At 42.1% G+C, this 25,905-nt stretch carries 25 protein-coding genes; 13 read left to right on the forward strand and 12 right to left on the reverse strand.

Features of this window, described 5'->3' with window-relative positions; all coding sequences use genetic code 11:
• Positions 1–318: 318 nt before the first annotated feature.
• From V7K79_RS18725 to V7K79_RS18735, 3 genes are all read right to left on the reverse strand, one after another.
• Complete coding sequence (locus V7K79_RS18725) at positions 319–990, reverse strand: DUF2834 domain-containing protein (RefSeq protein ID WP_335049498.1); 672 nt, start codon at positions 988–990, stop codon at positions 319–321.
• A gap of 126 nt (positions 991–1,116) precedes the next feature.
• Complete coding sequence (locus V7K79_RS18730; protein ID WP_335049499.1) at positions 1,117–2,268, reverse strand: HrcA family transcriptional regulator; 1,152 nt, start codon at positions 2,266–2,268, stop codon at positions 1,117–1,119.
• A 470-nt stretch (positions 2,269–2,738) separates the two neighbouring features.
• Complete coding sequence (locus tag V7K79_RS18735; RefSeq protein WP_335049500.1) at positions 2,739–3,071, reverse strand: rhodanese-like domain-containing protein; 333 nt, start codon at positions 3,069–3,071, stop codon at positions 2,739–2,741.
• 159 nt (positions 3,072–3,230) lie between these two features.
• Between V7K79_RS18735 and V7K79_RS18740 the strand changes: the two genes are divergently transcribed.
• From V7K79_RS18740 to cysE, 9 genes are all read left to right on the forward strand, one after another.
• Entirely contained in the window at positions 3,231–4,889 is a 1,659-nt protein-coding gene (locus V7K79_RS18740; protein ID WP_335049501.1) for a DUF3352 domain-containing protein, read from the forward strand.
• Positions 4,890–5,109: 220 nt separating this feature from the next.
• Positions 5,110–6,291: an Hsp70 family protein gene (locus tag V7K79_RS18745; protein ID WP_335049502.1), complete on the forward strand. Its 1,182-nt coding sequence runs from the start codon at positions 5,110–5,112 to the stop codon at positions 6,289–6,291.
• 44 nt (positions 6,292–6,335) lie between these two features.
• Positions 6,336–6,671, forward strand: coding sequence for a hypothetical protein (locus tag V7K79_RS18750; protein ID WP_335049503.1), 336 nt, complete (start codon positions 6,336–6,338; stop codon positions 6,669–6,671).
• Between the two features lie 2 nt (positions 6,672–6,673).
• A complete protein-coding gene (locus V7K79_RS18755; protein ID WP_335049504.1) occupies positions 6,674–7,180 on the forward strand; it encodes a LysM peptidoglycan-binding domain-containing protein in 507 nt (168 codons plus the stop codon).
• Positions 7,177–9,900, forward strand: coding sequence for a peptidase M, neutral zinc metallopeptidase site (locus V7K79_RS18760; RefSeq protein ID WP_335049505.1), 2,724 nt, complete (start codon positions 7,177–7,179; stop codon positions 9,898–9,900). The genes V7K79_RS18755 and V7K79_RS18760 overlap by 4 nt, the downstream gene beginning before the upstream one ends.
• Before the next feature lie 13 nt (positions 9,901–9,913).
• On the forward strand, positions 9,914–10,528 hold the full coding sequence (locus V7K79_RS18765) for a molecular chaperone DnaJ (protein WP_335049506.1): 615 nt from the start codon (positions 9,914–9,916) through the stop codon (positions 10,526–10,528).
• A complete protein-coding gene (locus V7K79_RS18770; protein ID WP_335049507.1) occupies positions 10,521–11,006 on the forward strand; it encodes a nucleotide exchange factor GrpE in 486 nt (161 codons plus the stop codon). The genes V7K79_RS18765 and V7K79_RS18770 overlap by 8 nt, the downstream gene beginning before the upstream one ends.
• A gap of 164 nt (positions 11,007–11,170) precedes the next feature.
• Positions 11,171–11,662, forward strand: coding sequence for a hypothetical protein (locus V7K79_RS18775; RefSeq protein WP_335049508.1), 492 nt, complete (start codon positions 11,171–11,173; stop codon positions 11,660–11,662).
• 195 nt (positions 11,663–11,857) lie between these two features.
• A complete protein-coding gene (cysE, locus tag V7K79_RS18780) occupies positions 11,858–12,622 on the forward strand; it encodes a serine O-acetyltransferase (RefSeq protein WP_335049509.1) in 765 nt (254 codons plus the stop codon).
• A gap of 38 nt (positions 12,623–12,660) precedes the next feature.
• Here the strand turns inward: cysE and V7K79_RS18785 are convergent, their stop codons facing one another.
• The gene (locus tag V7K79_RS18785; protein ID WP_335049510.1) at positions 12,661–13,245 is read right to left on the reverse strand and encodes an Npun_F5749 family FMN-dependent PPOX-type flavoprotein; all 585 of its coding nucleotides are present in this window, start codon (positions 13,243–13,245) and stop codon (positions 12,661–12,663) included.
• Between the two features lie 167 nt (positions 13,246–13,412).
• On the opposite strand from V7K79_RS18785, the gene V7K79_RS18790 reads away from it, so the two are divergent.
• The gene (locus V7K79_RS18790) at positions 13,413–13,487 is read left to right on the forward strand and encodes a hypothetical protein (protein WP_335049522.1); all 75 of its coding nucleotides are present in this window, start codon (positions 13,413–13,415) and stop codon (positions 13,485–13,487) included.
• Positions 13,488–13,786: 299 nt separating this feature from the next.
• Here V7K79_RS18790 and V7K79_RS18795 read toward each other — a convergent pair whose 3' ends face one another.
• The 7 genes from V7K79_RS18795 to V7K79_RS18825 form a co-directional block, all read right to left on the reverse strand.
• Positions 13,787–15,904 (reverse strand): catalase, encoded by a 2,118-nt coding sequence (locus tag V7K79_RS18795; protein ID WP_335049511.1) that lies wholly within the window; start codon positions 15,902–15,904, stop codon positions 13,787–13,789.
• Positions 15,905–16,135: 231 nt separating this feature from the next.
• On the reverse strand, positions 16,136–17,200 hold the full coding sequence (locus V7K79_RS18800) for an alpha/beta hydrolase (protein ID WP_335049512.1): 1,065 nt from the start codon (positions 17,198–17,200) through the stop codon (positions 16,136–16,138).
• A 560-nt stretch (positions 17,201–17,760) separates the two neighbouring features.
• A complete protein-coding gene (rpsU, locus tag V7K79_RS18805; RefSeq protein WP_335049513.1) occupies positions 17,761–17,955 on the reverse strand; it encodes a 30S ribosomal protein S21 in 195 nt (64 codons plus the stop codon).
• 123 nt (positions 17,956–18,078) lie between these two features.
• Entirely contained in the window at positions 18,079–18,396 is a 318-nt protein-coding gene (locus V7K79_RS18810) for an RNA recognition motif domain-containing protein (protein ID WP_335049514.1), read from the reverse strand.
• 412 nt (positions 18,397–18,808) lie between these two features.
• Complete coding sequence (locus V7K79_RS18815) at positions 18,809–19,669, reverse strand: 3'(2'),5'-bisphosphate nucleotidase CysQ family protein (protein ID WP_335049515.1); 861 nt, start codon at positions 19,667–19,669, stop codon at positions 18,809–18,811.
• 82 nt (positions 19,670–19,751) lie between these two features.
• A complete protein-coding gene (locus tag V7K79_RS18820) occupies positions 19,752–20,609 on the reverse strand; it encodes a sugar kinase (RefSeq protein ID WP_335049516.1) in 858 nt (285 codons plus the stop codon).
• A 12-nt stretch (positions 20,610–20,621) separates the two neighbouring features.
• Entirely contained in the window at positions 20,622–21,221 is a 600-nt protein-coding gene (locus V7K79_RS18825; RefSeq protein ID WP_335049517.1) for a PadR family transcriptional regulator, read from the reverse strand.
• 540 nt (positions 21,222–21,761) lie between these two features.
• Between V7K79_RS18825 and V7K79_RS18830 the strand changes: the two genes are divergently transcribed.
• The 3 genes from V7K79_RS18830 to V7K79_RS18840 all read left to right on the forward strand — a co-directional run bounded on the left by V7K79_RS18830 (position 21,762) and on the right by V7K79_RS18840 (position 24,861).
• Entirely contained in the window at positions 21,762–22,175 is a 414-nt protein-coding gene (locus V7K79_RS18830; RefSeq protein WP_335049518.1) for a hypothetical protein, read from the forward strand.
• Between the two features lie 199 nt (positions 22,176–22,374).
• Complete coding sequence (locus tag V7K79_RS18835; RefSeq protein WP_335049519.1) at positions 22,375–23,349, forward strand: DNA polymerase III subunit delta'; 975 nt, start codon at positions 22,375–22,377, stop codon at positions 23,347–23,349.
• 318 nt (positions 23,350–23,667) lie between these two features.
• Positions 23,668–24,861 carry a Coenzyme F420 hydrogenase/dehydrogenase, beta subunit C-terminal domain gene (locus V7K79_RS18840; RefSeq protein ID WP_335049520.1) on the forward strand — a complete coding sequence of 398 codons (1,194 nt, stop codon included), beginning with the start codon at positions 23,668–23,670 and terminating at the stop codon, positions 24,859–24,861.
• A gap of 53 nt (positions 24,862–24,914) precedes the next feature.
• Here V7K79_RS18840 and V7K79_RS18845 read toward each other — a convergent pair whose 3' ends face one another.
• A complete protein-coding gene (locus V7K79_RS18845; RefSeq protein WP_335049521.1) occupies positions 24,915–25,799 on the reverse strand; it encodes an RNA-guided endonuclease InsQ/TnpB family protein in 885 nt (294 codons plus the stop codon).
• Positions 25,800–25,905: the final 106 nt, after the last annotated feature.

Below are 25,905 nucleotides of genomic sequence, written 5' to 3' on the forward strand. Positions count from 1 at the left end.
CAACCGATGTAAATCCGGTTATTGGTGCTGGTGATCCATTCGCAGAATCGATCCCATACGTTGGCGCTTTCGCGACGTTGTAAGGCTGTTGTCATTGTTTTATAAATGCGATTATTTGCAGATGAATTTTAGGTAGGTTTGACTACCTGTTACACATCTTAAATAATTTATTGCGTTTTGTAAAGTACTTTCAGAAAAAAACTTTCTCTTGGGATTTATGCACCCACAGAAAATCCCCAAACCTTTGAAAAAGGGGGGACTTTAGGTGATATCACTTGGAATTTTAGATTGTGGATTGTGAAAAATGCACTTTATTCTTCAATTCGTTGCTGGCTGCTTGGATATGGATGTACCCACTTCCGGCAAAGGTGGACGTACAGATAAATAAACCAATGGCCCAAATAGCGGTATCAAAGTTATTAACCAGAAAAACTGCGGATTTTTCCAACCGCGACGCGCCATATCATCCCCCAATAACGCAGGAAATAATAGGCAGAGTATACAGAAATCTAAACTCATCACATTGATGAAACGGTTAGTTTGCCACTCTTGCACAAAACTGCCCCAATCTCCTGCTCTTAAACCATAGGCAATTAGAATAACCGTGGCTACCGCTAACACAAAACCAGTCACACGAGAATCTAGCAGCTTGAGCAAGGTATTTTTTTGACCGAGAAACTGATTATTTGGTTCTCTCAGAGCTAAATATGGCAACAAGGCAAAAGCACCAACTGCGAAGGAAGCAGTAGAAAACAGCCAAGCAGGTATTTTTTGTCCTCTACCATCAATAAAGACTACTGCGCTGTAAATAAGAGGCCAAATGCCCATGAGGTTGAATAATGCTATGACTAACGGGTTAATACCTTGCCACTGGCCGATAGAAAGGTTTTTAATTAACTCGAATGTAGCGGGTTGATCGGGAGGGGCGAGAAAAAAAGCATAAACAACAAATCCTAGCCACAGTAGACCAAAGGCAATTTTTCTAACCATGAAAGATTTTGGTAGGTAGTATTAATTATTGATTTTGCCGCTATAAATTGGGCTATCTGCCTGCTATTATATTGTCTACTCGCTTAGACCCGTAGTAGCTTATCCCTAAATAGCATCTAATACGATTTAAGGATTGAAATAACTAAAAGCTTCTGAAAGGTAATCAGCAGCAGATGCTACTACTGCGATCGCACTTTCATAATCTAGGCGCGTTGGCCCCAAAACTCCCACACTTCCTACAGGTACCGAACCTCGGCGATAGTTAGAAGAAATCAACGTGCAGGTGCGTATCGGTTCTAAAGGATTTTCGGCGCCAATACGAACTGTTACCTTTGATTTTCCACCATCCTCTGGTTCTGGTTCCTCAAATATTAATCGCCACAGTTGGTCTTGTTCTTCTTCCAACAGGTGGATAATCGTTTGTACCTGCTGTAACTGGGAAAATTCTGGCTGGCGCAAAACTTCTGACACACCCCTAATCATAATTTGGGTTGCAGTCGGTGCAAGAGTGCTACGAGTCAATTCGGCAACTGAGTTTTTCAAAAATTCCCCGTAGCGTTGGAACTCCTGATCTAGTTCGCTCCAGTTGAGGTAAGCTAATTCCAACAGACTTCGTCCCCGCAGGTGACTATTCAAAAAGTTAGAAACAATCTGCAATTCGCGATCGATTACCTCTGAATCCCGTTGTGTTTCTTCTGGTGTTGGCGACAAATCCATCAATTTAGAATGTGTCTCGTAACCATCTGTTACCACAATCAGCATGATCCGTCCGGCTTCAATTTGCATTAATTGCAGATGTCGCAATAGCGCTGTGGTAGTTTGCGGCATAGTAATCAAGCTAATGCAACCACTCAAGGTTGCTAAAATCTGCGCGGCTCCTTGCAGTAGTGTTTCTAAACTCCGATCTTGCCACTGTAGCTGCTTTTGCAATGCTACCTCTACTTCTCGCCCTAAAATTTCCGTAGCACTTTGTGGAAGTAAGCTCCGTGTAGTGTCTGTCTGCGAGACGCTGCGCGAACGCAGAGAAGGTGTAATTAGCTGGTCAACATAAATGCGATAGCCTGAATCTGAAGGTACACGTCCAGCAGAAGCGTGTGGTTGATAGAGCAATCCAGACTTTTCTAAAACGCCCATCACATTGCGAATTGTCGCCGAGCTTACACCAAGGTCATACTCCTCGACTAAAGCCTTTGAACCAACAGGCTCTGCCGTAGCAATGTAGTGACGTACCGTTGCCCAAAGTATATGCTGTTGTCGATTTGTTAACTGAACTTCCATTATGGTATGTTTTGCTGAATGCAAATTTCAATCAAACTTTGAAAAAAATTTGTGGATTTAATCGAAAACACAGAATATTAATAATTTATTAAAGTAGCAAATTATATAACTACATTATGATAATTATTTTTAAAATTTATACATACAGCATTTTTAAGAGTAAATTTAGCATAGTCGCTCAACTTTTTTTTACAAAAGCTGCTGGTTATAATGTACCCTTACGATACTTCTTTATAACCGTACTTTTGCACAAAATTGCGCCTGCAACAGTATTATCAGATACGTATTTGTTTCCAGGGGCTACTGCCGAACTGTAATTTAGAGCAATCCAATATTTTTGTGCAGATGTACTTAATGCCCAAATTCCCAACTTTCCAGCTAGCCTCTAACATTGATGTACTTCTATCTTTAGCATAGCAAAACTCAGATGGAAGAGTAAGTTCCATCTGAATGATGTATTTGAGCAAAAGCTAATACTGGGGAATTGAAGGGTCTACTAGTTGGGAATAGGCATCAATACCACCCGAAATATTTTGCACATTTGTAAAACCTTGGGCAATCAACCACTGGCACATTTGGGCAGAGCGGATGCCGTGATGGCATAACACCAAGGTTTCGGCTTCGGGATTGAAGAGGGTAGGTACTCGATCTCCCCATTCAGCAAATTGACTTAAAGGTAGGTTGACAAAGCCCTCAATGCTAGCGATCGCCAATTCTTGTGGTTCCCGCACATCTACTAGCTGAATACTTGCATCATTAGAAGAAAGACGTTGCGCCAGTTCTTCTACACTAATTTGATTCATCAGTTCCCTGTCATGAGGTTTTCGTAAACAGTCCTAATACTATTTATGGTGACAGAAAATTTCTGCCTTGACATCAGCATCCATTCTCAAGAGGGTTGATTAATTCTGCTAGGCTTTCTGCTTAAATGGCTGTAAACCGTCTTTTTTAGTAGGTTTAATGTGAATAGGCAACGTTCATTTATCGGTTTTATCGTAGCTGGGGCGATCGCCCTGCTAGTAATTGCGATCGCCAGCTTTTACTGGTTTTTCGCTAAAAGTCCGGCTAACCTCATTGCTTCTAGCTCTGGGGCTGGTGCAGCCATATTCGTGTCGAAACTTTCCCCTGCAATGGTTTCATTATTGACGAATCCTGACCGTTTGCAGGCGTTGGAGCGGGAAGAGGAACTATCTAAACTCAAAACCAGTTTATTCGCCAAGAGTGGCATAGATTACAAACAAGACATTCAACCCTGGTTAGGGAATGAAATTACATTAGCTATTACCACCTTAGATATTGATCGCGATTCAGAAAACGGACAGCAGCCAGGGTATCTGTTAGCATTAGCAACCAAGCAACCGCAGAAAAGCCGCGAGTTTGTCGAGCTGTTGTTTTCTAAACGAGCGTTAGCCGGAGCAACCTTAGCTGTTGAACAATATAAAGGTGTAAAACTGATTTCTGACAATTCTCAACCAGAACAAGATTTGCTTGCTGGTGCTGTTGTCGGTGAAAGCTTCGTTTTATTTGCCAACGATCCAAAAGTACTACGAGATGCTATCAATAACGTCCAAGCGCCCGATCTGAATTTGACTAGCTCACCGGAATATCAAAAAGCTACTAAAGAACGGCTCAAAGAGGGATTAGCTGTAGCTTTCTTCAATCTTCCCATCGTAGCAAAATGGCAAGGGTTAGAGTTAGCAGAACAACTTTATAACAGTCAAATCATATCCTTAATGTTGAATCCCCAAGGATTGCTGGCAGAAACCACCTTTTTGACTTCATCGGAAATTGTCCCTCCATCTGCACCGCTATCTAAACCTGTGGGAGCATTACAGTATGTTCCAGCATCCGCAGGTTTAGCAATATCCGGCTCGAATTTGAGTAATTTGGGTGAGAGCGATCTAGCAAAACTCTGGAGACAAGCAACAGCAACCGTATATGGTTCTAGAGAAGATGTGGTTTCTCGGTTAGCAAAACCTTTGGTGGATGTTCAAAAACGCTGGGGTATAAATTTACCAAAGGATATTTTTAGCTGGGTACAAGGAGAATATGCTATAGCGTTGTTACCTGAGAAAGAGCAAACAACCCCTCATTGGATTTTTGTAGTGGAAAAATCCGAAGGCATAGAAGAAGGCGTTGCTCGTTTGGATGCGATCGCCTCATCTAACGGACTCAGCATCAATACCCTGAATATAGACAAGCAAAAAATCTCCGCTTGGACAGAGTTAACTACAGCTACTAAAAGTGATGTTAAAGAAGGAGCATCTTTCAGCATTGAAACAAAAGTGCGGGGATTGCATACAACTTTAGGAAATTACGAAATTTTCGCGTCTGACTTGGAGACGATAAATGAAATTCTCACAACCAAGGATAATTCCATAATTGACAATCCCAATTTCAAAGATAGTATCGCTGCGATTCCTTTACCAAACCAAGGTTATATATATCTTGACTGGACAAAGAGCCAGAATTTGTTAGAGCGTCAAGTACCGATTCTCAAACTAGTGGAAGTCTTAGGTAAACCATTTTTTAACAACCTGCGATCGCTCACAGTTAGTAGTTATGGAACTGACAGGCGATCGCTCAAAGGTGGCGTTTTCTTCAAACTCCATAATTCGTGAGATTTTCATCGAAGCTCAAGTGCAGAAGGTTAAAAATTATTTTACCTTCTGCCTTTTTTTTGCCCCATGATATTTACGTAGATTTTCTGTAGCATTTGTTATTTGTATTTGTAATCTTTGGATACATACTGGCTGCTGGCTTAGAAATTTCGGTTCGATGTGGCAGTGAGTCTCAAATACATCAGAAATAATTTACACAATACCCAGGTAGCGATCGGTAATGGGCAAGGCAATTGGCATTGATCTAGGAACGACGAATTCTGTCGCCGCTTTTAAGTTAGCAGAAGTTGAAGTGGTGACAGCTAATGATAATACGCCTCCAGATAGAAAACTGACGCGATCAGTCGTTGTCTGTGAACAAAATAAATTTTTGGTAGGAGATCAAGCTTACAACCAACTCAGGGCTAATCCTGAAAACGTGGTTGTTTCCATCAAGCGCCTAATAGGAAGAGGTTTTGGCGATCCAGCAGTACAAAAACAAAAGTCAGAATTTGGCTACAAAATTGCTCAACCGAGCCAGGGTACAGACAATGGTATTGCAGTGTGGCTAGGAGGTAAAGAATATCAGCCAGAAGATATTTCTGCTGAAATTCTTAAAAAAGTTGTGCAAAATGCCCAAATTTATCGCCAAGGAATTGGTAAAACAGGCGAAGTCATAGACCAAGCAGTTATTACCATCCCCGCTTACTTCAATGATAAAGTTGTAGTGCATCCCCGTCCGATGTATGCGGTGGCGGAGGGTGCAGCAATTGTCGCGGCTGGACTAACAGAGAAAGTCACAACAGTTTCTCGTGATTATTTTATCAAGCTGGTGGATGGCAAAGAGAACAAAGAGAAAGTAATTCAGAGGGGTGATATCTTACCAGTGACTACATCCCACACTTTTAAAACTGTTTCTGATGGACAACGTTTGATTCACTTACAACTTCTCAGCCCCGATCAAGTAAAGCAAGATTTAGATGGGATATATGAAGATGACAGTATTGGACATATTTGGTTGGGTTTAAACCAATCCTATCCACGCGGGACAGAAGTTTTAGTCAACTTGGAGTTAGATGAAAAAAATAGTGGGCTAAAGATGACTGCCACATTGAAAAATGCTCCTTCAGAAAGAGTGAGTCGCACCTTTTCGCGGGGGGGGCGATCAGACGAGAAAATATATAAGGAATTAGAGGAAACGATCGCAGAACTCAATAACCAAAACCTAACTACTCTCGGTGTGGAAGAAGCGCTGAAGTTAGCCTTGCCAGTGGTGGAGTCAGCCAACAAAATCATCGATCCGGATACGGAAGAGGAACGCGGCTATTTACGCGATGACGCTAGTGCAAACTTGAAAAAATTCCAGGTATCCATGTCTAAGGAAAGCCTAAAAGCTGAGTACCTAATGAATGCGATCGCGTAGTTAAACTTTGCGGCTCGATAATTCCCCAACCACAGCAGGAACGATTGCAAAAGCTGAGTCAAGAATTGCAAGATGCCATCAACACCAATAACCTCTCTAAGATGAAGTCTAAGAGTGAAGATGCAAGACGAGAACTTGACAATCTACCTGATGAGGTCAAGCTTATTCAAGCTTGTCTTTTAGCAATTCGTCAAGCCCATGCAGTTGCACCGACTCAAGCAAATGCCATGTCTGACAAACTTTTTCGGATGCTTGCCGCTATGGAAAGTGATGAGCGACAAGAAGCCAATCGCTTGTGGAATGAACTACAACCAGACATCCAGCGTTGGCTAAATGAGGAGTTACCTAGCAACAGCATTGTCACAGGAATAACGCGATAAAGATGAAACTGAACTGTCCTGTGTGTGATTACCAAGAAATTGAAGGTAACACTTGTCCTAACTGCGACACTGACCTTTCTGTAATTCGGATGCTTAAAGAATTACCGCAGGTGGAAGATTCTGTGCGACAAGTGAAAATTACCAAATGGCAACTAGGAGTTGCTTTAGTGCTGCTGATTATCGGGATTGGGTTGGGAGCAATGGGCAGTTTTATATTCCTGCAACCACAGTTACACACATTAACTGTCTCTTCTCCTAATCCAGTTATTAGCGATCGCCCAAAACTACCAGTTAATACTGCCCCTGTTACCGCTAAGGAACCCCCAAAACCAATTACCTATACCATCGAATTGGGAGATCACCTCAGCGCGATCGCCCAAAAATTTTGTGGTAAGGGAACTTCTTGGCAAGTAATGGTTAAAGCCAACCCCCAATTCAAAGGGCGGGAAGATGATATAGACGTAGGAGATGTGTTAAAAATTCCCAACTGCAAGGAGAGCGCTAGATGAGCATCTTTGATGGCTTGAACGCTTTAACTAAAACTTTGCTAGGAGTGGGTATTGTTGATGTCTGGAAGCAAGCACCACAGACTAAAGAAGCCAGCGAGAAAGCAGCAAAATTAGCCCAAAACAAACACTTGCGAGAAGCAGTAATTATTGCAGAAAAAGCTCTCGCTGCCTGGTCGAGAAAACCTGGTTTTTGGGAGCGTTTGATTTGTCAATTGCTGCTGGGTAAGCTGTTAGACAATCTTACTCAGCAACTAAAGCAGTGGCGCTACCAAGTAGCAGAAGTAGATAAACTAGCTACTAATGCTAAAACCCTTCTGAAGCAAGATACGGGCGATCCTTTAGAAATGCAAATACTTGCAAATGCGATCGCCATTTATCAACGCTGTACTAAAATTCTCCACGACGATCGCATATCGCGGGTAATCAAGCAATACCAAGAAGAACTGCAACGACGACAGCAGTTTTTGAATTTAGTGACACAGGCGCAGTCTCATGCAGAAAATCGGTTTTATAAAAATGCGATCGCAGTTTACCGAGAGGCACAAAAGCCTTATTCTACTGAGTCTTTAGAAAAGGCGATCACTGTAAATATTGCTCAAGTCCAACAAGAAGAAATTTATGATGCTGCTTTTCAAAAGGTGCAACAAGCTGAAAGTGAAGGAAAATTACAGGGAGCGATCGCACTTTTAAAAAATGCCCTGGCTAAATTTTCTCGCCCTGACGGAATTGATTTACTGCAAAAGCTACAACAAACACTAAAAGGAAGAGAACAGTTTCGCCAAGGGCTAGCAGCAGAAAAAGCAGGTGATTTTAAAGCGGCTGCATCTCTTTATAAAAATGCTAAATTGCTCTTGCCTAACTCTACATCCTGCCAAATTCGGTTAGCACTTGTGGCAATTAAAACTCAAGAATGGGCAACTGCACTAACTCACCTAGAAGCTATACCTGGAGAACAAGCTGCTTATTTGCGGGGATTTGCCTACGCCCAACAAGAAGATTTACAGGTAGCTTATAAAGAATGGCTTGGGTTATCTACTGCTAACATTGCCAAACAACGAGAGATTCTCAAAAATCTTTCCCAACGTCAACGGCTGCTAAAATTACAGAATCTTGAGCAGTTGGTAGCGGCTGAAAATTGGGAGAAGGCTAAAGCAGAGAGTACCCAATTTCTCCAAAAATTTGGTTCCGATCCTTTAGTAGAGGAAAATCTCAATGAGCATATTCAGCCACGTTTAGAAGCAGAACTATGGAAAGATAAAGAATGGAAAATTATTGCCGATAAAGTTGAAGAAGCTTGGATTTCACAGCCTAATATTACTACATTACATAATTTGGCAGTAGCAAATTATTATCTTGCTCAAACTTCTCCGATATATCTGTTAAATTTAATATTTTCTTTCTCAACAGCTTTAGCAAATATAACTAAAGATCCTAGCCTTCAAGATGTGCCTTGGTTAGAAAATAAACCTGTAGAATTTGCCGCCGTCTCTTTAGAATTAAAACGTCGAATAGAAACCGCAATAGACATGAAAGATACAAATATTATTGAGTATTTGTATCTGCGCGATTGCTACCGATTAGAATTACTGTCTCTAACCCTGATGGGTCAGCCGTCAAAATGGGGAATGAAAATAAAGGATATATTTATCACACCTAGTTGTTATCAGCATTACCTTCCTCAATGGCAAGGTGGTTATGACAATAAGATAAATGCTAAACAAAAAATTTTAAATTCCCTATATACAAATTGGGGATTAGCTACGGCTGCTTGTTTAGAAGGAGATTACCAAAGAGCAATTCAACTTAAACCCTCAACCACAGATAATTCTGATATCACAGCATTTGCTCAGAGATTTGTCGCTTATCATGAAGGTTGCTATCAGCTACAACAAAAATGGCGAGAGGCAATTATTCCTCTGAAGCAAGCAAAGCCAGAAATTAAAGCTAATAACGATTGGCAACAAGAAATAGATAGACTTTGTGGATTGCAACGTCAAGTTATATCAGAATTTCAAGAACATTTAGAGCTTGCCCAGTTTTGGTATGATCTTTTAGGAAGTAGAGACGCTAGAAGTTATCTAGCTGAGTATAAGGCGGAACAAATACGCGAACAAATTGCTAATGAACAAATTTCATCAGCAACAGCCCTGAAAGAACTACAAAAAATTAAAGAAATTGACAATCAAAATCCTATTGTAATTGACTTAATTGAGAGAATTGAATTTAACCAGGAATTAGAAATAGTTGACAATTTACTAAAAAAGAATAAATTTGAAGAAGCTGTCAAACTTGCTAAAGAATCCCAGCATAAACGTCTACGTAATATTGTGTCAGACATATGCGTAGAAATATTAATCAAGGGGTTCAAAAATTGTGATTTAGGATTTGAAGATATTTATAAATTAGGTTATTGGGCTTATGAACTCTGTCCAGATGATCCAAATATCCAAAAAGTTTATAGGTTTAGCCAAGAACTAAAGGATATTGAAAATTTGATGAAATGCGATCGCTTCGATGAAGCTGTTCATTATGCAAAATATTCACAACATAACTCTATTAGTCATTATGTCGCTGAATTTTTTATTAATACCTTGGTTAAAGGTATCCAAAACCGCAATTTATCTTTTGATTTAATTCAGCAATTAGGTCGTTGGGCTTATGAACTTTGTCCAGACGAACCTGCTTTTCAAGAAATTTACCACAGTCTGAAGATTCGTTAATTAAAGGTATCTAATGGAATACAATCCTTATGACATTCTGGCTGTATCCCCAGCAGCCTCCAAAGCTGAAATTGCAAAAGCTGTAGCAGTGGCAATGAAGCACAAAAAATATCCTGTGGATATCATTGCTAAAGCCCAAAAAAGCTTATTAAAACCAGAAGAACGCATCATAGCCGACTATTTACGTCCCATACTGCCCACTATTAAGCACTTCAAATATAGTGATTTATCAGCTTTGCTTCAGCCAGCACCTAAACTGGTATTATTGCCAGAATTTGATGGATTAGAGCAAGCGATCGCTCAGTCTGCCCAAGAAGAACGCTTAGAGCGAGAGGCTTTACCGATGAACCTATTAGAATTATTCACCGAGGGCATTATAGCTTGTAAAGAGGAACGTTACCCTAAAGCGATAAAATATCTCGAAGACTACTGCCAAGGCTGTACAGATATTAATAGTAAAGATTATATTCAAGCCAAAATGTGGCTGATTAAAGTGTATAAAATAGTTGGACAGTTAGAAAGAGCGATCGCGCTTTGTCAGCTTCTGACTAACCATACTCATCCCCAAGTGCAAAGTTGGGCAAATAAAACTTTACTAATATTATCAAAAGAGGTTTCTCATGTCTAATTTTATTCTCAGCCAAGAGAAGCGCGACTGGCTTAAACAAGAATTTGGCAACCTCCAAAAGGAAAAAATTTTACTACAACAGTCCTTGCGAGAACAAAAAACTCAAATCGCAACAAACACTGAAGATTTATTTTTAGAATTGCTAGAAGTTGGTGATGCATTAGAAGCTTTACTGGATTATCTAGAACAGAATCCCAATCTTAGCCCAGAATTTATTCTGCGTTTACCCAAGTCGATAGTGGCGGTTAATCGGAAGTTTCTGAGTGTATTAGGAAAGCGCCAAGTCTTACCTATAGAAATAGAACTACAAAGTACACAGCCAGATTTTAATTTATGCCGTGTTGTAGATCGTGAAGTCAGAAATGATATAGCAGACCAAACAATAACTAAAATCGTCCGTCGAGGGTTTTCTTTAGGAGAGAAAACCCTACGTCCAACAGAGATAATTACATCAAAATCAGAAGTTGGAGAATCGTAGCTGCTGTTTATATCGAAAAATAACCTAGCAATTAGCTGTCCATTTCCCAAAACATTAAGTGTGGCACATTTGAATGTGGCACAACTAACTGAAATTTAACTGTAATTTTTTCATTAGAATATGTATATATCACTACTCATTTAAAAGCCTGTTGGAGGGCTACTATGAAATACTGTCGCCCCCGACTTCAGTTTCGTGGCGCTTGGCTATTGGCTATACTTACCACCATTACAGCTACCCCTGCAATAGCAGAAACAGCAAACTTTGGCACTTTCAATTTATCAACAAACTTTGATTCAGCACAAGGAACAGTGCAGGGGTTTACAGGTGGTTCTTACTCATTGTCTGCCATAAGTAACCGCGATCGCGATCAAAAAGCCTGCATTGGCTTTGCCGATCCCAAACCAGATCACATTATGGTTTTGGAAAAGGACTTTCCTCAGCTAACAATCCAAGTTGATAGCAACAACAACGACACCACTTTAATCATTCAAGGCCCAGATCAAACTACGATTCGTTGCGGCGATGACACTGGTAAAAGTAAAGATGCTAGCGTTAGCGATCGCAACTGGAAAAGGGGCACTTATCGAATTTGGGTAGGTACATTTAATCCTGGAGTCAAGCGGGATTATACTCTGAAAGTAGAGCAGCAGTGAAGTGGCGAGTAGGAGGAGCAGAGGAGGCGGGGGAGCAGGGGAGAAGTTGCAGTAAGTTTTTCCCCTCTCTGTGCCCCTCTTCACCTCTGCTCCTCTGCCTCTTATGCCCAATGCCCCATTCCCAATTTTTAGGTATAACACCTGAGAGGATAATATGGGAGAGTAGCTTGTTGTGCTTTCCGAGGGTGCTATCTCGTGCTATCTATACTGCGTGCTGACTTTCGTATCATATTTGAACGTGACCCAGCTGCCCGTAACTGGTTGGAAGTTTTATTTTGTTACCCTGGTTTGCAAGCCTTATTATTCCATAGGCTGGCTCACTGGTTGTATAGTATTGGTCTTCCCTTTATTCCGCGCCTGGTTTCTCACTTGGCTCGGTTTTTGACTGGAATTGAAATCCACCCTGGTGCAACAATTGGGCAAAGTGTGTTTATTGACCACGGAATGGGTGTAGTAATTGGTGAAACTGCGATCATTGGAGACTATACTCTAATTTATCAAGGTGTCACCCTTGGGGGTACTGGTAAAGAATGTGGCAAACGCCATCCTACTGTGGGTGAAAACGTCGTAGTTGGAGCTGGAGCGAAGGTACTGGGCAATATCCAAATTGGCAATAATGTCCGTATTGGTGCTGGTTCTGTTGTTTTAAGAGATGTGCCTTCAGACTGTACTGTGGTAGGTGTGCCTGGGCGCATTATGTATCGTTCTGGAGTTCGGGTTTCACCTCTTGAACACAATAACTTACCAGATTCAGAAGCTCAAGTAATTCGTGCTTTAGTAGACCGGATTGAGGCGTTGGAAGAACAAATACAAACTCTTAAGCGCACTAATTATTCAGAAAAAACTCCTGTTTTAGTGGGTTGTTTAGCAGCGAATGAGGATCAGCTAACCCATGATGCTCGCTGGTGCAACCTCAAGGATAAGACTATCCAGGAATTTCTAGATGGTGCTGGCATTTAGTTAAATGTTAAGGGTCAATCTTTTGACTCTTGACCAAATTACGGATTAATCGCTTGGCTAGACCACTCTTGCTGGTCATCACGGTGGTAAAGCCACCGATTTTGTGGTTCGCCGCGTAATTCTAAATGGTCTACTTGCACCGGATCTAGTAACAGTAGACAAAAATTAGCCACTGGCTCAACCGAATCGGGTGCTGGTGGCTCAAAGGCTTCTGCCTCTTGGATTCTGGGTTTACCAGGATGCGGCCAAGCAAACTGTAAACGCGCCGCATCACTCAATTCTTGCCACATTGCGATCCGCGCTGGCTGTAGATTATGGTCAGAATCATCACCGCTTATCAGGGTTAAACAGCCAGTGATGCGGAATTGTTCTCGTGTATTGGGGAAGTACCAGCAAATTTCTGCCCAAGGTTGTTGCTGTATCTGGTCGGTTTTGGCGCTGCGGTTATCGGTGATAAATTTTAGCTGGTTTGTATCTTCTAGAAAGCCGCGAAAGACTAGGGTACGATTAGCGGGCTGACCATTTGCTTGCACCGTTGCTAGTTGCAGGTAACGGGCATAAACAAGACTACGGTTGCGATCAAGTGCATGAGCGATCGCACCTCGCCAAGGAGCAAGAGACATTATACAATTCTGTTGGTGATCTAGCGCCGGGTATTCCTGAACATACTACCACTTCAATACTCCTGGTTGAGCGCCAGTGATTCCTAAAAATTCTCTAACGCCAAGAAGCTTTTATATTTTGCTGCTGTAAAGATGATGTCCAAAGCAAAGCGGCGACGTTGCACAGTTTGGGATACATTTACGCCAGTAAAGGGGATATGGATAAAGCGATCGCACTTTTCAATCAGTCTTTGGAAATATAGCCGTAGTCACATAGGTTAGGACATTTTAAAAGAGTGAAAGCTAGGAATAGTAATAGTTTTACCTCCTGCCTTCTCCCAAGGGGAGACGCTAAAAGCGATCTGCCTCCTGCTATAACTGAACGTCCCATTTAGGATTAGTTACCGTTCACAAAGTTAAGCAAGTGGCTATACAGGCACGGTTTCCTTTTCATATCTCATCCAATGGCGATGTTGTGCGATCGCACTTTTTAATCAGTCTTTGGAAATAACTGAACTGTCCGATTTAGAATTAGTTACCGTTCACAAAGTCAAGCAAGTGGCTATGCATGCACCATCTCCTTTTTAAATCTCATCCAATGCCGATGTTGAGCGATCGCACTGATAAAATCATCAGCTACAGACTTCAAGTCAGATTCACTAGAAGTCACCACACCCATATCAGAGCGCGCGCCATTTTGCGACAACTTCACGCCCGCAATATTAGCGACCGATAGTAATTCAACCCCTTCGCTAGTTGCGGCGATTGTTTTATAGTGCTTAAATGCCTCGTTGATGAAGTTAATTGCTTCTCCCTCCTGCTTGAGTGCCTTGATACTCTGCGCTCCACCAGGTACATACACCGCATCAAACATTACAGAAGCAGCTGTTTCAAAGGTCATCTCAACCGGGATCTCCTGACCATCATCGCCTTTGATTTTACCGCCATGAGTCGCAACGATTTTCGCTTGAGCGCCCTCCTGCATTAGTACTTGCTGGAGTGTGCTAAGTTCCTGAGCATTTACACCATCTGTTGCTAAAATTGCAATCTTGCGGCTCTTAATCGTTTTTTCTGGCATCTTCTCTAGCATAGTTTGGATACTAAGCGCCGGAGATTTCTGCCCATGATTTGGTTTTACTTCTGTAGGAGCAGGTAAGCCCAGTCCCTCAGCAATGCGAGTTACCAATTGGTGATCGACAGAGTTAAATAACTCCAGCATCCGCTCTTTGACGGCGGGGTTCATCACTTTGCCCAGTTCAAAAAGTGCGGCTTTGACTAAATGTTCTTTCTCCGGATCGGATAAACTGTTCCAGAATAAAGTTGCCTGACTGAAGTGGTCTTGGAAACTAGGGCTGCGTTCTCGAATTTTACTACCTTCCACCTGCTTCTTATAGCTGACAAAGCCGCCAAGATTTTCTGGAGCCGTCATCGGACAACCATTACCTAGAGAATTCGGGTAGTAGTTTACCTTTGAAGTGGGTATATTGTACTGCATAACGCCGTCCCGTTGGTTATTATGGAACGGACAAACAGGACGGTTAATTGGTAAATCGGTATAATTTGCGCTTCCCAAACGGTGTACTTGCGTATCAGCGTAGGAGAAGATTCGACCTTGCAGTAGTGGGTCATCCGAGAAGTCGATGCCCGGTACAATATTGGCAGGTTGGAAAGCAACTTGTTCGGTTTCGGCAAAGTAATTATCTGGGTTGCGGTTGAGTACCATCTTGCCGATTGGCTTCACCGGAACTAATTCTTCAGGAATCAGCTTGGTGGAATCAAGGATATCAAAATCGAACTTAAATTCGTCCTCTTCCTCAATAATCTGTACACCAAGTTCAAATTCTGGATAGTCGCCCATTTCGATCGCATCCCCTAAATCGCGGCGATGGAAATCGGGGTCTTTTCCGCCTGCTTTTTGTGCCTCATCCCATACTATCGAATGCACACCTAGAATCGGCTTCCAGTGAAATTTCACAAACCTGGCTTTGCCTTGTTCGTTGACAAAGCGGAAAGTGTGAATCCCAAATCCTTGCATCATCCGGTAACTTCTGGGAAGGGTGCGATCGGACAATATCCACATAATCATGTGCATAGATTCCGGCATGAGCGAGATAAAGTCCCAGAAGTTATCATGAGCGGTTCCCGCTTGGGGCATCTCATTGTGCGGTTCAGGTTTCACAGCATGAATCAAGTCAGGAAACTTGATCGCATCTTGGATAAAAAACACCGGAATATTGTTGCCGACTATATCGTAGTTGCCATCTTCTGTGTAGAACCTGACAGCAAATCCGCGCACATCGCGGGCGGTATCAGCTGAACCCCGAAACCCAGCAACCGTTGAAAATCGAACGAAGACGGGAGTCTTAACCGAGGGATCTTGGAGAAATTTTGCCTTTGTATACTCTGCCAGAGATTCATAAGGCTGAAAGTACCCATGAACACCTGCTCCTCGCGCATGAACCACCCGCTCTGGAATGCGCTCTCGGTCAAAGTGTGCCAGTTTCTCGCGGAAGTGAAAGTCTTCTACCAATGTCGGGCCACGCGAGCCAGCTTTGAGTGAATCATTTGTGCTGTTAACCCGCACTCCCTGATTGGTGGTCAGATATTCCCCAGCTTCTTGACGAAAAGAGTCTAGAGCCTTCTGTTTGCTTTGCTCGTCGATCGGATTATGTTCACTCATGTTTGGTGCTGTGAAGTGCTATTTAATAGTTGAATTAATGCGCTACCCAAATTAATTAATTTTGTTTAGCAGGTAAATAAGTCTACTGGGATAGGTCGTTACCGCTCCTCATCTCTTTTAAGGTAAGTCATTGAAAGCGACTCTACTATTTTAGACAGGATAGTACAATAGTTCCTCTCACTCAAGACGGAGAGAAGCGGTGAGTATCTCATTTGCTAGTTGCGAAGTGGATTACTTACCTATAAATCCAGAGCGCAGTCCGGCTGCTGCTTCTCTAACCGCCTGCTTCCCCTTATCTACAACTGCTCCAGTGCCAAAGAATTCATGAGTCACGCCGTTATAATTGATTGCTTTTACAGAGGAACCCGCCTCACGCAAACGCTTGGCGTAGGCTTCTCCGTCACTACGCAGTGGGTCAATTTCTGCTGTAATCACAGTTGCAGGTGGCAAACCACGCAGGTTTTCGGCTCGCAGTGGTGAAGCATAGGGATTACTCCCATCAGACTCACTGTTTAGATATTGGCTCCAGAACCAGATCATCATCGCTTTGTTGAGCGGTTTGGCGTTGGCATTCTCCTGGTAGGAGGGGGTGTCAAAGGCGTAATTGGTAATAGGGTAGATTAGCATCTGATGCACAGGTATCTTGCCGCCTCTATCACGCGCCATTAAGCAGGTGACTGCTGCCAAGTTGCCACCTGCACTCTCGCCACCGACTGCAACCCGCTTGGGGTCGCCGTTGAGTCGGGCAGCATTGGCTATAACCCATTGAGTTGCAGCATAAGCATCTTCCGCCGCCGCGGGAAACTTATGTTCTGGGGCTTGGCGATAGGCGACAGATACAACCATACAGTTAGCTGCATTGGTCAAAGCGCGGCATGATGAGTCATAGGTATCCAAATTGGCGATTACCCAGCCGCCACCGTGGAAGTAGACCAGCACGGGGAAAGGTCCCTTTCCTTTTGGTAAATAAATACGCGCTAGAAGATCGCCCCCCGGCCCTGGTATCAGTTGATGGTTGACATCCCCGACCATTTCCACCGCAGATTTGCGACGTTTGGCAAGCACGCCCAGAACTGCATCTGCTACAGTCGGGTTGTTGCGAGCATTCATCGGCGACAATTTTTCAATTGGCGGTGCGTTAAAAGAGGCAAGTTCATCTAACACAGCTTTCATCTGGGCATCAGGTGTAGATACAGCCCCAGCTGATTTTGCCAGAAGTGGACTACCTAAAGCGATCGCCACTACCCCTGACCCTGCTAGGGTGGCAAACTCTCTTCTCGATATTTTCTGATTCACAAACTCCTCCAAAAATTACCACAGTAAAAGTACAATTTCCCAGCCAATTTGACGCGTAGGCGTAGCCCGTCGTAGACATCGCTAACGACATCATCTTAAACACTGAATTATTAGCCTGTTATAAGTGGCTCAGATCGCAGTAAGCTTACTTCTGGATGGTATTGAAGAGACTTACTGAACCTTTTAAAGTACTTCATCAGTATTAATCTTAAAAAGCTAGAAATAATCCTGCCTCTAGCATTGGTCAGTAAAGCCTAAGTTCATGTAGTGGAATAAACTACTTCTAAATGCAGATGTGATTTTAAATACAAAAAAGTTAAGCAAAGCGTTTACACTGAAGCAAGGTGGTATTTGCTCTGTTTTGACTGCTGTTTAACATAATAATTCTGACGCGATTGAAAATCTATACGGATAATAGCGCTGAAAGTCAATACAGCGCTACTACGAACAGTGTTATTTTTTGATGTATGCCTAATTACTTGTGGCTTGCTTGGAGATATGGTAATAATAAAGGGATGCTGGCTGGATATAAAATCGAAGGGTAAATTTGCTTGGACTTTTTAATTGAAGCGAGAACGTTGTTGACGACGTTGCTTGTGCCTAGCAATTTCTTTACGCTTCTCTTTTTCTATGGGTGTTTCAAAGTGACGCTTTTTTCTCATATCTGGGAAGATTCCTGCTTTAGAAACTTCCCGTTTAAATCTTCTCAAGGCTGATTCAATACCTTCATTCTCTCCTAAAACTACTTGTGTCATTCTCATTCCTCCTTAATGTGGATGAATAGTTCAAGATTAGATACCAAATAAAATATTCCAGCAGAATGGAGCCTTTGGCTTTATCTGCTGGAGACTCTATATGTGAAATTTCCCGTAATAGACTTAGTAGCGATTGTTGTTGTTGCGGCGAGCATTATTACCGCCACCCCAGCTACCGCCAGAGGAGTTGCTTCTTTCCTCACGAGGTTTAGCTTTGTTAACTTTCAAATCACGTCCCATCCATTCAGCACCATCAAGTGCATCAATGGCAGCTTGTTCTTGTGTGTCTGATTCCATCTCCACAAAAGCGAACCCACGCGGCCGGCCTGTTTCCCGATCTGTGGGTAGTTGAACACGATTTACTGTTCCGTATTCTGCAAAAGCCTGCTTTAGGTCATCTTCTGTAACCTGATAGGACAGGTTTCCGACGTAAATTGACATAGAAATCTCCGAATTCAGGCAGTGTAGAGAGTTAAATTCGGAGAGACGGTTTTTAGAAATCAAAACGAGTAACTCAACCGAAAATAATCTTTATGTCCATGAGTGTAGCACAGGCTCCAGCCTTTGAATATCGTCTGATAGTGAATTTTATTCACAAATCAAACCTTTAAGGTCGGTTTGCAGACTTTCTAAAGAGTGGCTTTTGTTGCTTGTAATTGTGCTACAAAATTTACACTTTTAATCGTAGATCGTAATTAACTTGCGCTCGCCCAAATATTTAGTGTTTTTAAAATTAAGTTATGAATTAGGAGGGCAAAGATTATTATCAGTAATAGCATTAATAATACCACGATCAACTGTCTTAAAAGCAAATTAAAGCAAATTAAAAAATATTTAATCCTCCAGTATCCCGTTAGCTATGGTCAAACTGCGCTAAGATACCTTCTGCTTTTTTACATAGTATTTCGTGATATTCCCCATTACTAGCTAGTAAACCTCCCCACTGACTGATATCACCAGTGTTATACTGCAACGGAGTGCCATCGAAGTGGGTAAATTTACCACCTGCTTCTGTTAAAATCAGTTCTGGAGCGGCTATATCCCAGTCTTTGGGCGCAGACTTGCCAGAAAGAGAAATGTAGATATCTGCCTGTTGCTCGACAAGGGTGGCAATTTTGCAGCCTACACTACCCACAGATTTCTGGTTTTGACAAGGTAAATTGTGTAGTAAGTGATCTAAGCGTTGGTTGCGGTGAGAGCGACTAACGACTAAGGTTAAATCTTCAACTCGTTTGCCTGACGACACTTTTAAAGGAACAGATCCGTTACAGGTTTCTACAAATGTACCCCCACCTTTGGTAGCGTAATATAACTTTTGAGCCTCTGGTACTGCCACCACTGCCAACACTGGGCGTGTTTCCTTGACTAAAGCAATGTGAACTGCATAGTCACCAGTTTTTTTGATAAAGTCTCGCGTACCATCCAAAGGGTCAATTATCCATACCCAAGGGGCAAAAGGCTTTTTACTACTACTTGGCGATTGATAAGTTTCTTCGCTGATGTAAGCAAAATCTTCATTACCTAAAGTCGCTTGTAACCTCTGCAAAATATATTGACTCACAGCTATATCGGCAACAGTGACAGGCTCATTCTGCTTATATTGGACTTCTAAATTAGGGTCTTTTGCAGTACCGTGGTAATACGATCGCAGTATATCTGCTGCGCCCCAACCTACCTCACGAGCGATCGCTAACATTTCTTGTAAATCTTTCATTAATTTGACCTGAATTAAAAATATGTATAAAGTGATTCGGGGGGCACAGCGATACTTAGTTTAACTAATTACGAATTACGAATTATTTTAAATTCATCCAGCACCGAGTACCAAAAAATTTGCAGGAATCAGCAGCAATATTAGCTGCCAGTGCCAGTGCATTAGTAAAGTTTTCCCTTAAAATGTAATCACAGAAAGCACCGTGGAAAATATCTCCAGCCCCTAACGTATCAACTGCTTGAATCTGCGGCACATCTACGATACCAGTTTTAGTGCCACTCAAGTATTCAATTGGTTTTTGTCCGTGGGTAATGGCAATGTGAGGAATGTCAAATCCACTGAGGTAGCTAAAAACGTCTTCTTCAGTCTGGCAGTTCGGGGGATAAAAATTAGCTGAACAAATAGCGTAATCCACAAACGGTAGAATTTGCTCAAATCCAGGCTTCCAACTACCAGCATCGATCGCTACTGGAATGTTATTAGCTTTAGCCATTTGAACTATGGAATCACCAACCGCCATCTGATGTCCATCTATTAATACGATATCGACATTTTGTAAAATATCTGGCGGGATAGATGCGCTGCTAGCTTGAGTTTTGACAGCATTGATCGAAACCACAGTGCGTTCACCTGTGGCTTGAGTGACAACAATCGAAGATACAGGCGGTACTAAATCAGTGGTAGGCTCAAGGTCTGCGATCGCAACTTTGTAATTTGCCAAGTCACCTCGAATTAGCTGCGTCATGGGGTGAGAACCCACTACACCTAAGACTGTAGCCTGATTTCCTAAATAATTAAAAGTTACAGCCGCGTTTGTTGCTGGGCCCCCTGCCGCTATAGTATAGTCAGTAGCGACAATCTTCTGATTAGTCTTAGGGGCAGAGTCAGCAAGGTAAATTAAATCTAAAGTTATTAAACCTACAAATAATCCACGATTCATCTGCTCTTTCATTCAAAATTCAATTGTGAATTCTGGCTCCTGACTCTTGAATTCTTTCTTGGTAAATGGGTATGGCTCTTGGTGACTGATAACATCGATTGCTGTCTTCAACCAATCAATATAAGTCTCTTCTCTTCGGATTACCAACTCTAGTACCAACCTTTGCATTACCTGCTTGCGGTTGGCAGATTCATCACTGAGTGATGGCAAATCGATGGTTTCACATTCAGTCAGTTTTTTGCTTCGAGCCGCCAATTGTTGCTCTAGTAGGTGAATAATGGTTTCATTCGACAACTGATCTGCAAAATACAACTGGACGGGTAAAGGTTCTCTTATAGTCGGTAAGGGCTGATGAATCTCTAGCCATCGGCTAAATTCGGCTTTCCCTAGCTCGGTCACACTGTAAACTTTGCGGTTGGGGCGATCGTGTTGAATCTCAATGTTACAGGTAATCCAGCCTTGCTCAACTAGCTTATCGAGAGTTCTGTAAATTTGTGCCTGATCTGCTGGCCATAAATGGGCAATGCAGCGATCAAAGCAGCTTGTTTTGAGGTCGTAGCCGGTCATTTCTTGCTGCTGAAGAAGACCTAGAATTACATTTGCTAGCGACATGGAGATGGTTTTCCCATAATTGTTGATATTTTCTCGCTCAGTAAGTAGGTGGGTATAAATATTTATCGTTTGGATAAGGCAGGAAGCAGATCGCTTTTAGCGTCTCCCCTTGGGAGAAGGCAGGAGGGAAGAGGATTTTAGCTCGTTTATTTTTGTTAACATAGTTTAGTTTTATTCTGCCGACTTACTTACTATGTACTTCTTATAATTTTATGCTAATATATGAGTAATCAAATATAAGATATAACAGTTATAAAAAGATATGTTCATTATAATGCCTCTTAGCAAGGAAACCAAATACATAAAAAACTCCATTCACTAGGGCATGGGGAAGAGTTACCTACTCCCTTCAACAGTGCTGTTAGCGGATAAGGGTTGAGCCAGTGCTGAGTAGGGAAGAAGAAAAGAATAGGTTACAAGTTACAGATTATTCTCTATAACCTTTTACCTGTTACTCTCCCCTAATCCCAATGCCCAATTCTCAATGCTTAGAAATTATTTAAGCCATTGAAGATTATTGTAAAGAGAGGATAAGTAACATTGACTTCTAACACACTTACACAAAGAATACGTCAGCATCAATATCTGCGTGATTTACGAAATAAATTACTCTACCTTCACAAGATGTTGCTAGAGACAGAACGCATTGCCTACGAACAGGTTAGTGGACGAGTATCAAGTGGAGAACTTCTTCAGCTAGTCATCGCTCATGAACAATTTGCTTGGCTACATCGCATTTCTGAGATGGTTGTACAAGTTGATGAAATGCTCCAAGCAGATGAACCGATATTGCTGGACGATTTCCAAAAATTGATTGCTGATGTCCGTACACTCATTGTACCGTTAGAGACGGGTAATACCTTCGAGAGAAAGTATTATAACGCTCTCCAGCGCGAACCTGGTGCTGTATTGGCACATGCAGAGATATCCAGATTTCTCACGTCTAAGGTTTAAGTTGTAGGGGCACGGCATACCATGCCCCTACAATATAATTACTAATTCGTAATTTGTAATTCATAATTAAAAGAGATTCAAGCCCCCATCATAATCTCTGCTGAAGGGTGGTAAACAAGACAGTGGAGAGTTCAAGCCTTTACTGATTGCAATTACGAATTACGAATTATGTTGACCTATCAACAGTTCTACAACATTAATGACTAATGACCCATTTGCACCAGTAATTGGACAACAGCAAGCTATAGAATTACTTACTCAGGCTGTCAGACAAAACCGGGTTCCTCCAGCTTATTTATTTGTGGGGCCAGATGGTGTAGGCAGGAGTTTAGCAGCCAGGTGTTTTGTGGAATTGCTATTTTCTGGTGGGATGGGAGTCACTGCATCTTTACAAAACCGTTTGCGTCAGGGGAACCATCCAGCTTTGTTGTGGGTGCAACCAACGTACCAATACCAGGGACAACGATTAACAGCAGCAGAAGCAGCCGAAAAAGGACTCAAGCGTAAAGCACCTCCGGTAATTCGACTAGAGCAAATTCGGGAAATTACCGAGTTTTTAGGTCGTCCGCCCTTGGAAGCATCGAGAAATGTGGTGGTGCTGGAAGAAGCCCAAACAATGGCAGAAGCCGCAGCAAATGCTTTACTTAAAACCTTGGAAGAACCGGGACAGGCGACATTAATTTTAATTGCACCTACACCGGAATCTGTGTTGCCGACTTTGGTATCACGCTGTCAACGCATTCCTTTTTATCCCTTAGATGCCCAGTCTTTGGCTGTTGTACTTACACAAACAGGTCATCAGGAAATTTTGTCAAATCAGGCAGTATTGAGCATAGCAGCTGGTAGTGCCGGAAGTGCGATCGCATCTTATGAGCAATTACAAGCTATTTCCCGTGAGTTACTTGAAGACTTGAAAAAAGCGCCTAAATCTTACCGTAACGCCTTAGAGTTAGCCAAAAAAATTGACAAGGATTTAGATACAGAAGCACAACTGTGGTTAGTTGATTATCTTCAGCAATTCTACTGGCAGCAGTGGCATCAACCTAGTATTATTAACCAGCTAGAACAATCTCGAAAACACTTGCTTTCTTACGCTCAACCGAGACTAGTTTGGGAATGTCTACTTTTATCTGTGTATCAAAAATCAAATTCTATTTCTCCTACTCATCGCTGAGTGCGATTGTATAGCAGGAGGTAGGAGGCAGGAGGCAGAGGGCAGTTCTTGCTGGAGGTTAAAAGTATTACTCTCTTCTTTCACCCCATCCTTATGTCCTAAAGAGTGTAACTACGGCTATATTTCTATAGTTTCTCATCAAAGCCTCAGTACAATATTTAATTAATTCGTAGCAAAATAAATTAAGCAAAACTCTGCGTTACTTTGCGTCTCTGTGCGTTTCAAAACATTACAATGTCTTGTTTAATCTCTATCGTCAAGTTCATAGCTAGTGAAGGTATTGTAATAAAAGCGATTCCTGGATAAAAAAAAGTTTATATGACCTCAGTTTCTCCTCACAAAAAAGCCAGAGCCTTAAAACCTACCAGTCGCCGCCCTGCCAAAGAACTCTGTAGCGAGTGCGGACTATGCGATACATACTATATTCACTATGTCAAGGAAGCTTGCGCTTTTATTAATCAGCAAATAGGCGAACTTGAAACAGAAACACACACGCGATCGCGTCATCTCGAAAACCCCGATGAACTCTACTTTGGTGTTCATCAAGACATGATAGCGGCGCGGAAACAACAACCTATAGAAGGCGCACAATGGACGGGTATTGTTAGCAGCATTGCCATTGAAATGCTTAATCGCGGCTTAGTTGAAGGTGTCGTCTGCGTGCAAAACACCAAAGAAGACCGCTTTCAACCCATGCCCGTCATCGCCCGTACTCCAGAAGAAATACTAGCAGCACGAGTAAATAAACCAACGCTTTCTCCGAACCTTTCGGTATTAGAACAAGTGGAAAAATCGGGGATGAAGCGGCTGTTGGTAATTGGTGTTGGTTGCCAAATCCAGGCATTACGAGCCGTAGAAAAACAACTTGGTTTAGAAAAACTGTATGTTTTGGGTACGCCCTGCGTAGATAACGTTAACCGCGCCGGACTGCAAAAATTCTTAGAAACCACCAGCCGATCGCCTGATACAGTTGTACATTACGAATTCATGCAAGACTTCCGGGTTCATTTCAAACATGAAGATGGCTCATCAGAAACAGTGCCTTTCTTTGGTTTGAAAACCAACAAACTCAAAGATGTCTTTGCCCCATCTTGTATGAGTTGTTTTGATTACGTCAACTCCCTAGCCGATTTAGTTGTTGGCTACATGGGCGCACCCTTTGGCTGGCAATGGATTGTAGTTAGAAATGACACTGGTAAGGAAATGTTGGATTTAGTGAAAGACCAGTTAGATACTCAACCAGTAACGTCTAAAGGCAACCGCAAAGAAGCTGTACAGCAAAGTATTCCCGCTTACGATAAAGGCGTTACCCTCCCGATGTGGGCAGCAAAACTGATGGGTGTGGTAATCGAAAAAATCGGCCCCAAAGGTCTAGAATATGCACGATTTTCCATCGATTCTCACTTTACTCGCAATTATTTATATGTGAAGCGGAATCATCCAGAGAAATTAGAAGCGCACGTTCCAGAGTTTGCCAAACGTATTGTTGGGCAATATAAGTTACCAGAATAAAGAGGGACTGGGGATTGGGTATTAGGAATTAGGAATTAGGAATTACGAATGAACTACCCCTGGCTAACTTCGTTTGAGCCAGGGGTTTCTACATCCCCTGGTATAACCTGAGATTTTTGACGCTTCGCACGACCGATTTGCTTCATACTTCCGGCAGTTTTACGGGTGTGTGAAGTAGAGATACAGCTATCCACATCTGAGAAGCTAGTTCCTAGCTCCTGTAGATTATTCGAGTACCAAGCAAGCATAACTTCAGCAGCAGCAATGTCGCGCTGCTGAGTATATCCGCAGTTTAAGCAAAGATGAACTCTTTGGTCTAAAGTCTTCTTTTCTTGATGTCCACATTTAGGGCAAGTTTGAGATGGTTTTACCTTACGTGTCGGTACTTCAAAATACTTCCCGCCAACATCATCTAACTTAGCTTTTAGGACATCTTTTATCATGCCCATACCGACATCAAGTATCGATTTATTCAGCCCAGATTTTTGCTTTTTGTATTTGCCAATATAAGCTTTAGCACTCATATTTTTAACTTCTAGTTTCTCTGTGACTACCGTGCTGTTACCGCTAATTATCCGTGTAGTCTCATGATGCACCCAATTTTGGCGCTGATTGGCAACTTTTCTATTCAGTCTACTAACCTGCTTTTGGGCTTTTTTCCATCGTCTAGAAGCCTTAATCTTTTTCTTGAAATTAGGTGAACGTTTCCGATGTTTAGCCTTACTCAAGCGTTTGTTTTCAGCGTCTACTTTCCTCAAAAATCGAGGTGCTGGGACTAATCCATTTTCCACGCCATTAGTCCAAGCAATAGCATCGTTACATCCTAGATCAATAGCGATTATTCCTGTATCAGTTTCGCGGCTATTTTTCAACAAGTCTTGATCAATCTCTAGAACAATGCTTGCATACCACTTACCATTACGGTAAAGAATATCCATTGCTTTAGGGTCAGGGTAAGCGCGTCTCAAACACTATTGACAAGTGGATTCACAAGCATCATCATGTTGGAATAAACAAGCAGCAAGAATAGTAAGCATATAATTG

Origin of the sequence: Nostoc sp. (genome assembly GCF_036917575.1) — a bacterium.
Classification (GTDB): Bacteria; Cyanobacteriota; Cyanobacteriia; order Cyanobacteriales; family Nostocaceae; genus Nostoc.

Excerpts from the sequence above, each read along its gene's own strand:
- V7K79_RS18765 (WP_335049506.1), top strand. The coding sequence starts at position 9,914 with ATGGAATACAATCCTTATGACATTCTGGCTGTATCCCCAGCAGCCTCC.
- rpsU (WP_335049513.1), bottom strand. The coding sequence starts at position 17,955 with ATGACACAAGTAGTTTTAGGAGAGAATGAAGGTATTGAATCAGCCTTG.
- V7K79_RS18845 (WP_335049521.1), bottom strand. The coding sequence starts at position 25,799 with ATGGATATTCTTTACCGTAATGGTAAGTGGTATGCAAGCATTGTTCTA.
- V7K79_RS18770 (WP_335049507.1), top strand. The coding sequence starts at position 10,521 with ATGTCTAATTTTATTCTCAGCCAAGAGAAGCGCGACTGGCTTAAACAA.
- V7K79_RS18730 (WP_335049499.1), bottom strand. The coding sequence starts at position 2,268 with ATGGAAGTTCAGTTAACAAATCGACAACAGCATATACTTTGGGCAACG.
- V7K79_RS18815 (WP_335049515.1), bottom strand. The coding sequence starts at position 19,669 with ATGAAAGATTTACAAGAAATGTTAGCGATCGCTCGTGAGGTAGGTTGG.
- V7K79_RS18820 (WP_335049516.1), bottom strand. The coding sequence starts at position 20,609 with ATGAATCGTGGATTATTTGTAGGTTTAATAACTTTAGATTTAATTTAC.
- V7K79_RS18840 (WP_335049520.1), top strand. The coding sequence starts at position 23,668 with ATGACCTCAGTTTCTCCTCACAAAAAAGCCAGAGCCTTAAAACCTACC.
- V7K79_RS18725 (WP_335049498.1), bottom strand. The coding sequence starts at position 990 with ATGGTTAGAAAAATTGCCTTTGGTCTACTGTGGCTAGGATTTGTTGTT.
- V7K79_RS18745 (WP_335049502.1), top strand. The coding sequence starts at position 5,110 with ATGGGCAAGGCAATTGGCATTGATCTAGGAACGACGAATTCTGTCGCC.
- V7K79_RS18785 (WP_335049510.1), bottom strand. The coding sequence starts at position 13,245 with ATGTCTCTTGCTCCTTGGCGAGGTGCGATCGCTCATGCACTTGATCGC.
- V7K79_RS18835 (WP_335049519.1), top strand. The coding sequence starts at position 22,375 with ATGACTAATGACCCATTTGCACCAGTAATTGGACAACAGCAAGCTATA.
- V7K79_RS18810 (WP_335049514.1), bottom strand. The coding sequence starts at position 18,396 with ATGTCAATTTACGTCGGAAACCTGTCCTATCAGGTTACAGAAGATGAC.
- V7K79_RS18760 (WP_335049505.1), top strand. The coding sequence starts at position 7,177 with ATGAGCATCTTTGATGGCTTGAACGCTTTAACTAAAACTTTGCTAGGA.
- V7K79_RS18775 (WP_335049508.1), top strand. The coding sequence starts at position 11,171 with ATGAAATACTGTCGCCCCCGACTTCAGTTTCGTGGCGCTTGGCTATTG.
- V7K79_RS18825 (WP_335049517.1), bottom strand. The coding sequence starts at position 21,221 with ATGTCGCTAGCAAATGTAATTCTAGGTCTTCTTCAGCAGCAAGAAATG.
- V7K79_RS18735 (WP_335049500.1), bottom strand. The coding sequence starts at position 3,071 with ATGAATCAAATTAGTGTAGAAGAACTGGCGCAACGTCTTTCTTCTAAT.
- V7K79_RS18795 (WP_335049511.1), bottom strand. The coding sequence starts at position 15,904 with ATGAGTGAACATAATCCGATCGACGAGCAAAGCAAACAGAAGGCTCTA.
- V7K79_RS18755 (WP_335049504.1), top strand. The coding sequence starts at position 6,674 with ATGAAACTGAACTGTCCTGTGTGTGATTACCAAGAAATTGAAGGTAAC.